Below are 12448 nucleotides of genomic sequence, written 5' to 3' on the forward strand. Positions count from 1 at the left end.
GGGCGCGCGAACCCGAGGTGAACGCGAGACGTCCGGGCTCTCAGACCGAGCCGGGCGTGGGTATCTTCCCGGTCGTCCTCGACACATCGGCGTTGCGCACCGTGCACACCACCTTGTTGAAGCCCTTCTTCCATTCCTCTTTGTCGGACACCCATCCCGACACGATCAGGTCAGCACCGGGCGCCCAACTCGACTCGAACCTGTTGGTGCACAGCTTTCCGCCTTCGGCGAGGGCGCCGTCGAAGGTCATGTTGGCGGGTGCCTGGACCGATCCGACGACCTGGTCGGTGTGCGCTTCGGCACAGTCGGTCAGGGGGGCGTCGTATCCCTCGTCCTCCCTCGTGGTGTAGTCCCAGCAGTCGCCGACGGCCATCTGAGTGGGCCACAGATTCATGCCCGTGTCACGGAGTCGGCCCACCTCGCCGCCGATCGGGACGTGCCTGCCGAGAACGAGACATGCCGTACCGCCCCTGGCGGTGGTGAAGCCCGCCTTCGTCGGGACGAGCGCGTAGACACCCGCGTCGGGCAGCGCCTCGGCCGTCGCGTCGGCCTGGCCGGCGCAGCGCCGCGCGCCGCCGGCCGCGGCGTCCGCGTGATCGGACGCCGTCTCTATCGCCACCACCTGGCCGTCCGGCCAGTCCTCGTCGCAGTCCACCACGCCGAGGTCGGGCACCGACTTGAACGCCGCCCCCGTCCAGACCGCCTTGACGCAGTCCCCCACCTCCAGCGGCTTCTTGAGGGCCGCCCGCTCGCCGTAGGGATACTCCGAGCCCGGCTGTGACACGAGTGCCTCCGGGCTGTCGGAGCGCTTGGGGTCCGGGTCACCCGTCCACTTCACCGCGGCCCAGGTCCCGCCGCCGGCCACCAGGAGCACGGCGACCACGATCGCGACGATCGCCGCCGGGGGCGTCTTCCGCTTCGGCCCACCGGGCGGCGGCGGGCCCCCGGCCGTGACGGTCGGGAACCCCGCGTTCCCCGGCGGCCGACCGCCCCCGTACGGCGCCGCCGGGCCGGCCGTGTACGGCAGCGACTGATTGCCCACCGTGCCGCCGTACGCAGGCGGCGCCTGGCCACCGGCACCGCCGCCGTACGGTCCGGGCCGGTTGCCGCCCGGTGCGCCTCCGTACGGTGCGGATCCGCCGCCCCCGTACGGGTTGTAGCTGTCGTAGGGACTCCGCGGCTGCTGCCACGGGTCGTACGGCGACGGGCCACCCTGCGCCCCGCCCGGCGGGGTGTTCGGGGTGTTCGGCGCGGCGGGTCCACCGGGGGTGTTCGGGGCACCTGGGGTCTGTGGTGCGTACGGGCCCCCCGGGGTCTGCGGTGTGTACGGCGTGTGGGGTGCGCCCGGCGTGTTCGGTGTGCCCCCGAGGCCGTGCTGCCCGGCGGACACATACCCGGGAGGTGCGCTCGCCACGTACCCCGGGGGCGCGCCGGCGATCGCGTGGCCGCCGGGCGTGTCCGGGGTGCCGGGCGTACCGGGTGTGCCAGGGGTACCGGGCGCACCGGGAGCCGGTCCGAAGCTCCCGGGCGCCGACGCGGGGGTGGCTCCCCAGCCCTGCGGCGGCGACGCTCCGCCCGCGCCGGCCACCCGCTCCAGGCCGCGTGCCGCCGCCTCCGGCGACAGCCGGCGCACCGGGTCCTTGATGAGCAGTCCGTGCAGGACGGGGGCCAGGTCACCGGCGCGGGCGGGCGGCGTCGGTTCCTCGCCGAGGAGGGCCGTGAGCGTGGCGTACTCGCCGTGCCGGTCGAAGGGGCCGCGCCCCTCGACCGCCGCGTACAGGGTGGCGCCGAGGGAGAACAGGTCGGCGGCCGGTGTGGGCGGCTCGCCCCGCGCCCGCTCGGGCGCCAGATATCCGGGGGTGCCGAGGATGCCGGCGGTGGCGGTGAGCCGGGGTTCGTGGGACTCCGGCTGGAGGGCGATGCCGTAGTCGGTGAGCAGCACGCGCGCGTGGAGGTCGTCCGAGGCGTCGGCCGCCAGCAGGATGTTGGCCGGTTTCACATCCCGGTGCAGTATGCCGATCCGGTGTCCCGCCGTGAGCGCGTCGAGGACGGCGAGCCCGATCCGGGCGACCTGCTCGGGCGAGAGCGGCCCCCGCTGCCGTACGGCCGCCTGGAGGTCGATGGCGTCCGGCACGTACTCCATGACGATCCACGGCAGGCCCTCGTGGAGCACCACGTCGTGGACCGTCGCCACATGCGGATGTCCGCGCAGCCGGGCGGCGTGCCGGGCCTCGCTGCGGGCCCGGGCGATGCGCTGGGCGGGCTCGGTCGCGTCCATCGGGACGTCGGGCAGGGAGATCTCCTTGATGGAGACCTCGCAGGCCAACTCCTCGTCGTACGCGAGCCAGACCCGGCCCATGCCACCCGTGCCCAGGGTGCGCAGCAGTCGGTACCGGTCGTTGATGATCCTTCCCCGGCCCTCCGCCGGCATGGCCCCCACCATCGCGACCCCCCGATCCCCCAGAGACAGCGCGTGCCTCCCCCGAGGACACGTCGGATCCGTCTCTTGAAAATAGCTTCGCACGCACCACTGACAGGAGCCCTTTTGCGGACCAATCCAGGCAGAGGGGACGCATGCGAACCAGGGGTACGAACCCGCCCCGCACGTCACGGGAACGGGCGCCGCGCGGGGTACCAGTACCGTCACCGGACGGTTCAGAAATCGTCACCGGGTACGGGGCCGGGGCGGGGCCCGCTCCCTCCCGCGCCGGGCCCTCCCCGACCGGCTCGAACCGGCTCACCGAACCGACCCGAGCCGAGCCGACTTACCGATTACCGGACCGACCTACGGAGGCCGGCCTGCCGAACCGACTCACCGAGCCGGTTCGAGGAACCCCTGTTCGACGAGGAGCCGGATCTGGCCCGGTGTGCGGTCACGCAGCGCCACCGGGTCCTCGTTGACGAGCTGGGCGATGGCGTCCAGAATCCGCCCCGCGCTGAGCGTGCCGTCGCACACACCGGCGAATCCCGCGCCGACCGTGTCGACCTTCGCGGCCCGGCGCATGCCCCGGTTCTGACGCAGCACCACATGCTCGGGGTCCTCGGCGCCGGGCAGCCCGACCTGCTCCTGGACGACCTCGGCGGTGAGCCGGAAGTGCGCGGCGAGAAGCGCCGCGTCGTCGTTCGCCCGCAGGTAGTCGACGCGCGCGAAGTGCTGCCGCACGGCCTCACCGAGCGGCTGTTCGACCGGATGCGGCCACTCCTCCACGACGACCGAGGGCTCGGAGTCCGCGGCGGCCGACTTCCGCAGCGTGATCCACCCGAAGCCGACGCCCTTCACCTTCCGCGCCTCGAACTCGTCGAGCCACGCGTCGTACCGCGCCTGGTACTCGGCCACATCACCGCGGTGATCACCGGCGTCCCGCAGCCACAACTCCGCGTACTGCGTGACGTCCTGGACCTCCCGCTGCACGATCCACGCGTCGCACCCGCGCGGCACCCACGACCTGAGCCGCTCCTGCCAGTCCTCCCCCTCCACGTGCTGCCAGTTGGCCAGGAACTGCGCGAACCCGCCCTCGTTCAGTCGCGCCCCCGCCTGCTGAACGAGCGTCTGGCAGAGTTCGTCCCCGCCCATCCCGCCGTCTCGGTACGTCAGCCGGGCACCGGGCGAGATCACGAACGGCGGGTTGGACACGATGAGGTCGTACGTCTCGTCCGCCCGGACCGGCTCGAAGAGCGAGCCCTGCCGCAGATCGGCGGCCGGGGCTCCGGAGAGCGCCAGCGTGAGCGCCGTGATGTGCAGCGCGCGCGGGTTGAGATCGGTCGCCGTCACGCGCGTGGCGTGCTGCGCGGCGTGCAGCGCCTGGATGCCGGAGCCGGTCCCGAGGTCGAGGGCGGATCCGACGGGCGTCCGCACCGTGATCCCGGCGAGGGTCGTGGACGCCCCGCCGACTCCCAGCACGACACCCTCGTCCCGGCTCCCGATCCCCCCGGCCCCGCCGACCGCGCACCCCAGGTCGGACACGATGAACCAGTCCTCACCACCGGGCCCGCCGTACGGCCGCACGTCGACGGCGGCGGCGATCTCGTCGCCCTTCTCGCCGACGCGGACGAGCCATCCGCTCTCCACGCACGCGTCGACGGGGAGCACCGCCTCCACGCGCGCGCGGTCGACCGCCTGCTGCAACAGGAACAGCCGCACGAGCGCCTCGAGGGCCGTGTCTCCCCGCGTCGCCCTGAGCGCCGGCACGACCTCGCTCCGCGCGAGGGCGGCGTACGCGGAGGCGCCGAGCAGTTCGAGCAGCCCGTCAGCGGTGAAGTCGGCACCGAGCAGCGCCTCCCGCAGCCGCACAGCGACATCGGACCGGTCGGCAGAGGGCAACGAAGACAGCCTGAAGTCACTCACACCGCCCAGCGTAGCCGCGCACCGCGCCCCTGCTCAGCCATGGCGGCGGTACGTCCGCCCCGCCGTCGTAGCTGCGGGCGATCGTGCCGCTGGGGCGGCACGGGTGGGCGCAGCGGCACCTCGTCACCGCCGAGCCTCGGAACCCACCGCCGCCCAGCATCAACCACCGGGCGCCTGATCAAGCACCGGCCCAGTTCAACTCTTGGTCGCGGAAGCCGGCGCCGAGACCACCCCGGAGGAGGTCGCGGACTTGCAGCTCGGCTGCTCAGCCATCGCCTGTCCCACCTCCCCCTTCTCCAGCTCCTTCAGCGCGTCGCTCCCGGTCTTGCTCAGCTTCTCCAGCTCGGTCGCGACCCCTTCGAGCCCGTCCGCGAACTTCGCCTGGTCCTTGGTGTTCAGCGCGTCCGACTTCTTCTTCAGCTCGCCGTACGCCGTCGACAGCTGGTTCAGCTCGGCGACCGCGGCCTTCTGCTTCTTCTGACCGTCCTCGACGTCCGGCGCCCCGGCCTGCTGAATGGCCGTCGCCATCGCCTTGTACGCGTCGGAGATGTCCTGGAAGCCCTGGGAGTCGGCCTTCTGCACGTCCGCCGGCGCGCTGTCGTCCGAGGTCTCCTTCTGGATCGAGGCGTTGGCCGCCGCGATCTTCTTGATCTGCGGCTGCACGGAGTCGCAGACCTCCTTGGCCCAGGAGTTCAGCTTGTCGTTCGTCTCGTCGTCGCCGCTGCAGCCGGACAGCGCCAGTACCAGTACCGCACCGCCGGACAGTGCGGCCGCGAGCTTCTTGTTCACCGGATTGGTCCCTTCCATGGCTCTCGGCCCCGGAACATACACGCCGAATGGGAGCCACCTGTGTGCCGAGCACCCCACGTGCACCTTTTGTAACCGTTTGCACCAAGAGAGAGAAGGCTCACGAAGCATCTCCGCGTATACGAAAGCGGGCGGGCGGCGCGTCAACACGCGCCGCCCGCCCGCCCCTTGAGCAGGACCCTCGTAGGCCCGGCCGCAGGACCGCCTACGAAACCACCGCCGGATCCGCCGACTTGGCCATCCGCTCGGAGTTGCCTTCGTCACCCACGGCGATCCCGCGCCGCTTCGACACGTAGACCGCCCCGACGATCACGGCGATCGAGGCCACCGCGATGGCGACGCGCAGCGCGACGCTCTTGTCCTCGCCGTAGCTGAACTGGACGACCGCGGGCGCGATGAGCAGCGCGACGAGGTTCATCACCTTCAGCAGCGGGTTGATGGCCGGTCCCGCCGTGTCCTTGAACGGGTCGCCCACGGTGTCGCCGATGACGGTCGCGGCATGGGCCTCGCTGCCCTTGCCGCCGTGATGGCCGTCCTCGACGAGCTTCTTGGCGTTGTCCCACGCGCCACCGGAGTTGGCGAGGAACACCGCCATCAGCGTCCCGGTGCCGATCGCGCCGGCGAGATAGGCGCCGAGCGCGCCGACCCCGAGCGTGAACCCGATCGCGATGGGCGCCATGACGGCGAGCAGACCAGGCGTGGCCAGCTCCCGCAGGGCGTCCTTGGTGCAGATGTCGACGACCCGGCCGTACTCCGGCTTCTCGCTGTAGTCCATGATCCCGGGGTGCTCGCGGAACTGCCGCCGCACCTCGTAGACCACCGCGCCCGCCGACCGCGAGACCGCGTTGATCGCCAGCCCCGAGAAGAGGAAGACGACCGCGGCGCCCGCGATGAGCCCGACGAGGTTGTTGGGCTGCGAGATGTCCATCATCAGGTTCATGGGCGCGCCTTCGCCGGAGACCTTCTCGCCGACGTCGTTCGCGGCCGTCAGGATCGCGTCGCGGTACGAGCCGAACAGCGCGGCGGCCGCGAGGACGGCCGTGGCGATGGCGATGCCCTTGGTGATGGCCTTGGTGGTGTTGCCGACGGCGTCCAGGTCGGTGAGCACCTGCGCGCCCGCGCCCTCGACGTCGCCGGACATCTCGGCGATGCCCTGCGCGTTGTCGGAGACCGGCCCGAAGGTGTCCATGGCGACGATGACGCCGACCGTGGTGAGCAGACCGGTCCCGGCCAGCGCCACCGCGAACAGCGCGAGCATGATCGACGTACCGCCGAGCAGGAACGCCCCGTACACGCCGAGGCCGATCAACAGGGCGGTGTAGACGGCCGATTCGAGACCGATGGAGATACCGGCGAGGACGACGGTGGCCGCGCCGGTCAGCGAACTCTTGCCGATGTCCCGTACGGGGCGCCGGGTGGTCTCGGTGAAGTAGCCGGTCAGTTGCTGGATCAGTGCGGCCAGCACGATGCCGATGGCCACCGCGAGGACCGCGAGGACCCGCGGGTCGCCGTCGTGGCCCGCGATCGCCGTGTCCGTGACGCCTTCGAGCTCGGCGTACGACGACGGCAGATAGGCGTAGACGGCGATGGCGACGAGCACCAGCGAGATCACCGCGGAGATGAAGAAGCCGCGGTTGATGGCGGACATCCCGCTGCGGTCGGTCCGGCGCGGCGCCACCGCGAAGATCCCGATCATCGCGGTGAGTACGCCGATCGCGGGCACGATCAGCGGGAACGCGAGCCCGGAGTCACCGAACGCCGCCTTGCCGAGGATCAGCGCGGCGACGAGCGTCACGGCGTACGACTCGAAGAGGTCGGCCGCCATGCCCGCGCAGTCGCCGACGTTGTCGCCCACGTTGTCGGCGATGGTCGCGGCATTGCGCGGATCGTCCTCCGGAATGCCCTGCTCGACCTTGCCGACCAGGTCGGCGCCGACGTCGGCGGCCTTGGTGAAGATGCCGCCGCCGACCCGCATGAACATGGCGATGAGTGCGGCCCCGAGTCCGAAGCCCTCCAGCACCTTCGGTGCGTCGGCCGCGTAGACGAGGACCACGCAGGACGCGCCGAGGAGGCCGAGCCCCACCGTGAACATGCCGACGACGCCGCCGGTGCGAAATGCGATCTTCATCGCCTTGTGCGAGACGGCGGTGAGATCCTTTTCCGGCTCGCCTTCCGCCGGTGTCGCTTCCCGGGCGGCCGCGGCGACGCGCACATTGCTGCGCACGGCGAGCCACATACCGATATAACCGGTGGCCGCCGAGAACGCCGCGCCGATCAAGAAGAACACCGATCGTCCGGCGCGCTGATTCCAGTCGTCCGCGGGAAGCAGCATGAGCAGGAAGAACACGACCACGGCGAATACGCCGAGCGTGCGCAACTGCCGTGCCAGATAGGCGTTCGCGCCTTCCTGGATCGCGGTCGCGATCTTCTTCATGCTGTCGGTGCCCTCGCCCGCGGCGAGGACCTGGCGCACCAGGACCCCGGCGACGGCGAGCGCTGCCAGCGCCACGAAGCCGATCACCATGACGATGATCCGGTTGTCGTCGGTCAGTACCGCGGCTGCGAGGTCCGTGGTGTGGTCAAACCTTTGAGGGGTAGAAAGCCCCGCCATTCGTCCTCCTTGACGCTTGGGCTGAGCTCAAGATGTGGACGGATTGTAGGGAGCGGAACCTGATCAAAACAGTGCGCGGCAAGCGGAATTGGCCTTCACATGCTCTTGAGCAAATGATCCACGCGCCACCACATTACTCGAAAGAAGTAACCCCTCAAAGGCATTGACGCTTGATCAAATTATCGCGTGATTGATCGTGAATTCCTTCACGAATTCCGGTGTTCCGATGAACGGTGATCGGAATAAATGCCGAACAAAACACGAAGGGCCCTGCTCAGCAGGGCCCTCGCGGTACTACGTGAAGTTGAGAAGATCAGGGCAGCACGGCCACCGACGGTGTCGTCGGCCAGGTCATACGGATCAGCCCGCCGTTCTCACCGGCGGAGACCTCGACGTCGTCGACGAGTCCGCTGATGACCGCGAGGCCCATGTCGTCCTCCTCGATCTCGGCGTCCGCGTCGCCGGCGCCCGACGACCGGTCACCGGGGACGGCGTGCGGCGCCTCGTCGCCGACCTCGATGGAGAACTGCTTCTCCTCCTCGATCAGCGACACATGCACCGGCGCCGAGATACCGCTGCTCTGATGCAGTCCGACGGCACGGGTGCACGCCTCGCCGACGGCCAGCCTGACCTCGTCGAGGACGGCCTCGTCCACTCCGGCCCTGCGCGCCACCGCTGCCGCCACCAGTCGGGCGGTCCGGACGTGCTCGGGCAGCGCGCTGAAGCGGAGTTCAACGGTGGCCATGCATCCCCCTCGGAACTACGGGCGTGCGGTCGGAGGGCCGGGCCCATGGGCCCGGTCCCCCTCACTTGTCTCTTGCCGTTCCGGGCACGGGGCCCGGGCGGGCGCGATCAGTCGGTGGCCGCCACCGCTTCGTCGACCGAGGTGTGAATCGGGAACACCTTGGTCAGACCGGTGATGCGGAAGATCTTCAAAATCCGCTCCTGGTTGCACACCAGACGCAGCGAGCCCTCATGGGCCCGTACGCGCTTCAGGCCGCCCACCAGCACGCCGAGCCCGGTGGAGTCGAGGAAGTCGACGCCCTCCATGTCGACGACGAGGTGGAAACTCCCGTCGTTGACCAGCTCGACCAGCTGCTCACGCAGCTTGGGCGCGGTATAAACGTCGATTTCGCCACCGACCTCGACGACCGTACGATCGCCGACAGTACGGGTCGACAGGGACAGGTCCACGGATCCTCCAGCACCTTGCTATCGAGCGTTCGCCCCTCGGGACACCTCGGCTTGAAAGCCCCCGGGACGGTTCGCCAGCCGCGATGGCATTCAATCACTTACCGGCAGGCGTGCACGACGCCTTGGCTCCATTGTCCGTCACGCCGGTGACACACTCGATGCCGATGGCCAAGAATCACCGATCCGATCGATCCCCGACGGACACCGCTTCCAGCCCCTCGCCGAGCACGGTCCTGGACCGCCTCGCCTCGGGGCCGAGCCGGGCTTCGCGCATCACTCATACGGAGCATGTGCCCCCACGTGCGGGTCGCCATGCCGTCTGGCCCGACCGGATCCGATCGGAGGTCATCGCCGCCGTACAGGCCGCGGGAATCGAACATCCCTGGGCCCACCAGGCACGCGTCGCCGAGCACGCGCTCGACGGCGAGTCGGTCGTCGTCGCCACGGGCACCGCCTCCGGCAAGTCGCTGGCCTATCTCGTCCCGGTCCTGTCGCGCCTCCTGGACGGCTCCGAGGCCCCCAACGGCCGTGGGGCGACCACGCTCTACCTCGCCCCCACCAAGGCCCTCGCAGCCGACCAGCGCCGATCCGTGAAGGAACTTTCACAACCTCTCGGAAACGCTGTACGTCCGGCCGTGTACGACGGCGACACCCCCGTCGAGGAACGCGAGTGGGTGCGCCAGTACGCCAACTACGTCCTCACCAACCCCGACATGCTCCACCGCGGGATCCTCCCCTCCCACCCCCGCTGGTCCTCCTTCCTGCGCGCCCTCAAGTACGTCGTCATCGACGAGTGCCACACCTACCGCGGCGTCTTCGGCTCCCATGTCGCCCAGGTACTGCGCCGCCTGCGCCGCCTCTGCGCCCGCTACGGCGCCGAACCCGTCTTCCTCCTCGCCTCCGCCACCGCCGCCGAGCCCTCGGTCGCCGCCCGCCGTCTCACCGGCGTCCCCGTCACCGAGGTCGCGGACGACGCCTCACCCCGTGGTGAACTGGTGTTCGCCCTCTGGGAACCCCCGCTCACCGAACTCCACGGCGAGAAGGGCGCCCCCGTCCGCCGCACGGCCACCGCCGAGACCGCCGACCTCCTCACCGACCTGGTCGTCCAGGGCGTCCGCTCGGTCGCCTTCGTACGCTCCCGGCGCGGCGCCGAGCTGATCTCGGTGATCGCCCAGGAACGTCTGGCGGAGGTGGACCGCTCCCTGGCCCGCCGAGTGGCGGCGTACCGAGGCGGCTATCTCCCCGAGGAACGCCGCGCCCTCGAACGCGCCCTGCACTCCGGCGAACTCCTCGGCCTCGCCGCCACCACCGCCCTCGAACTCGGCATCGACATCTCCGGCCTGGACGCCGTCCTCATCGCCGGCTATCCGGGCACCCGCGCCTCCCTGTGGCAGCAGGCCGGCCGCGCCGGACGCTCCGGCCAGGGCGCCCTCGCCGTCCTCGTCGCCCGCGACGACCCGCTGGACACCTTCCTCGTCCACCACCCCGAGGCCCTGTTCGACCAACCGGTGGAATCGACCGTCCTCGACCCCGACAACCCGTACGTCCTCGCCCCCCACCTCTGCGCCGCCGCCGCCGAACTGCCCCTGACGGACGAGGACCTCGACCTGTTCGGCCCGGCCTGCGAGGAGCTGCTGCCGCAGCTGGAGGCCGCGAAACTCCTCCGCCGCCGCGCCAAGGCCTGGCACTGGACCCGCCGCGAACGCGCCGCCGACCTCACCGACATCCGGGGCCAGGGCGGCCGCCCCGTCCAGGTCGTCGAGACCGGCACGGGCCGCCTCCTCGGCACGGTCGACGCCGGCGCCGCCCACACCACCGTCCACGAGGGCGCGGTCCATCTGCACCAGGGCCGTACGTACCTGGTGCGCGAACTGGACCTGGAGGACTCCGTCGCCCTCGTCGAGCAGGCCGAGCCGCCCTATTCGACGGTCGCCCGCGACACCACCTCCATCTCCGTCCTGGAGACCGACACAGAAGTCCCCTGGGGCGCCGGCCGGTTGTGCTACGGCTCCGTCGAAGTCACCAACCAGGTCGTCTCCTTCCTCCGTCGCCGCCTGATCACCGGCGAGGTGCTCGGCGAGTCCAAACTCGACCTCCCTCCTCGTACGCTGCGCACCCGCGCCGTCTGGTGGACCGTCACCGAGGACCAGCTGGACGCGGCCCGGATCAACCCGGAGATCCTCGGTGGCGCCCTGCACGCCGCCGAACACGCCTCGATCGGCATGCTGCCCCTCTTCGCGACCTGCGACCGCTGGGACATCGGAGGCGTCTCGGTCCCGCTCCACCCGGACACCCTGCTCCCGACGGTCTTCGTCTACGACGGCCACCCGGGCGGCGCGGGCTTCGCCGAGCGTGCCTTCCACACCGCCCGCGCCTGGCTCACCGCCACCCGCCAGGCCATCGCCTCCTGCGAGTGCGACGCCGGCTGCCCGTCCTGCATCCAGTCCCCCAAGTGCGGCAACGGCAACGACCCTTTGCACAAGCGGGGAGCCGTACGCCTGCTGACCGAACTCCTCAGGGCGGCACCCGACGCTCCGCCGGAGGGCGTGACACCGTCGGGCTCGGCGGCGCCTGACTAGGGCTGCTCGGGAGCCACTGAGGTCGGGCGGCAACCGGTCGTGTGTGGCGCCGGTCGCGCCGCTCCCCGCGCCCCTCACGGGGCTCTCCAGCGGGCCTCCTGACCCGCAGCGGGGGCTGTCGTGCCCGGTGGGCCGGCCCGTGCCCTGGACTCGGCGGTGAGCGGGCCCATGCCCGAGGCCGCCGTGACGTCCGAGATCTCTCCCTCGACCTCGCAGCGCACGAGTCGGCCGCCCTGAGCCCCCGCCACCCGTTCCGCCGTCGCACAGGCCCCCTCGCCGCCCTTCATCCAGTGGTCGGCGGCGGCGAGGGCCGCGAGGTCGGCCGCCGCCTCCGCCTGATGCCGGATCACAACGGCCTGCCCCAAGGCGAGTACGGCCCCGAACACGGCGCACAGCGCGGCAATCGCACCGACGGCCCAGACAGTCGCGGAGCCTCTGTCCGAACGAATCGAACGGCCCGAGCGGACCAACCGAACCGAACGGGCCGACCGAACCGAACGGGCCGACTGGACCGAGTGGGCCAGGCGGGTCAGGCGGGTCAGGCGGGCTGACTGGACCGAGCGGGTAAGGCAGCCCGAGCGATCTGGGCGATGTGGGCGAACCGAGCACCCGCCCCGCTGCCGCCGCCCGAGCAACGAGAACGCGCTCACCCGGCCCCCACCCCCTCCGTCCCAGCCGCCCCGACCGTCTCCTCCGCCAGCGCCACGGCCGCATGGCTGAGATCGAGTCCCAGCGCGTCGGGCCCCGGCGCCGGGGCCGAGACCACGACCCGTACGAAGTCGCCCTCGCGGCCCACGCTCACCGCGGCCCCGTCCGGCGCCGTCGCCCGGGCCGCCGCCACGACCGCGGCCGACGGGTCCTGCCGGGCCGGGGGGGGCGGCGCGGCCCCGGGGGGGGGGGCGCCCGGGGGGT

General features: G+C 71.3%; 9 protein-coding genes. 1 reads left to right on the forward strand and 8 read right to left on the reverse strand.

The window, feature by feature from the left end; genetic code table 11:
- Positions 1-40: 40 nt before the first annotated feature.
- The 6 genes from ABT147_RS43840 to bldG all read right to left on the reverse strand — a co-directional run bounded on the left by ABT147_RS43840 (position 41) and on the right by bldG (position 8957).
- Positions 41-2443, reverse strand: a complete 2403-nt coding sequence (locus ABT147_RS43840; RefSeq protein WP_502983272.1) for a serine/threonine-protein kinase — start codon at positions 2441-2443, stop codon at positions 41-43.
- Positions 2444-2812: 369 nt separating this feature from the next.
- Entirely contained in the window at positions 2813-4345 is a 1533-nt protein-coding gene (locus ABT147_RS43845) for a DUF7059 domain-containing protein (protein ID WP_351417395.1), read from the reverse strand.
- Between the two features lie 195 nt (positions 4346-4540).
- Positions 4541-5152, reverse strand: coding sequence for a small secreted protein (locus ABT147_RS43850; protein ID WP_351417398.1), 612 nt, complete (start codon positions 5150-5152; stop codon positions 4541-4543).
- Positions 5153-5357: 205 nt separating this feature from the next.
- Positions 5358-7763: a sodium-translocating pyrophosphatase gene (locus tag ABT147_RS43855; protein WP_351417400.1), complete on the reverse strand. Its 2406-nt coding sequence runs from the start codon at positions 7761-7763 to the stop codon at positions 5358-5360.
- A 313-nt stretch (positions 7764-8076) separates the two neighbouring features.
- A complete protein-coding gene (locus ABT147_RS43860; protein ID WP_351417402.1) occupies positions 8077-8508 on the reverse strand; it encodes an ATP-binding protein in 432 nt (143 codons plus the stop codon).
- Positions 8509-8615: 107 nt separating this feature from the next.
- A complete protein-coding gene (bldG, locus tag ABT147_RS43865) occupies positions 8616-8957 on the reverse strand; it encodes an anti-sigma factor antagonist BldG (RefSeq protein ID WP_005475923.1) in 342 nt (113 codons plus the stop codon).
- Between the two features lie 83 nt (positions 8958-9040).
- Here bldG and ABT147_RS43870 point away from each other — a divergent pair, with 83 nt between their 5' ends.
- Entirely contained in the window at positions 9041-11536 is a 2496-nt protein-coding gene (locus ABT147_RS43870; RefSeq protein ID WP_351417405.1) for a DEAD/DEAH box helicase, read from the forward strand.
- Positions 11537-11610: 74 nt separating this feature from the next.
- Here the strand turns inward: ABT147_RS43870 and ABT147_RS43875 are convergent, their stop codons facing one another.
- Both ABT147_RS43875 and ABT147_RS43880 read right to left on the reverse strand, forming a co-directional pair.
- Entirely contained in the window at positions 11611-12006 is a 396-nt protein-coding gene (locus tag ABT147_RS43875) for an Rv3654c family TadE-like protein (protein WP_351417408.1), read from the reverse strand.
- A 176-nt stretch (positions 12007-12182) separates the two neighbouring features.
- On the reverse strand, positions 12183-12448 hold a 266-nt coding region (locus tag ABT147_RS43880; RefSeq protein ID WP_351417411.1), incomplete at its 5' end, for a TadE family type IV pilus minor pilin.

This window comes from Streptomyces sp. NPDC001868 (genome assembly GCF_040297125.1).
Classification (GTDB): domain Bacteria; phylum Actinomycetota; class Actinomycetes; order Streptomycetales; family Streptomycetaceae; genus Streptomyces.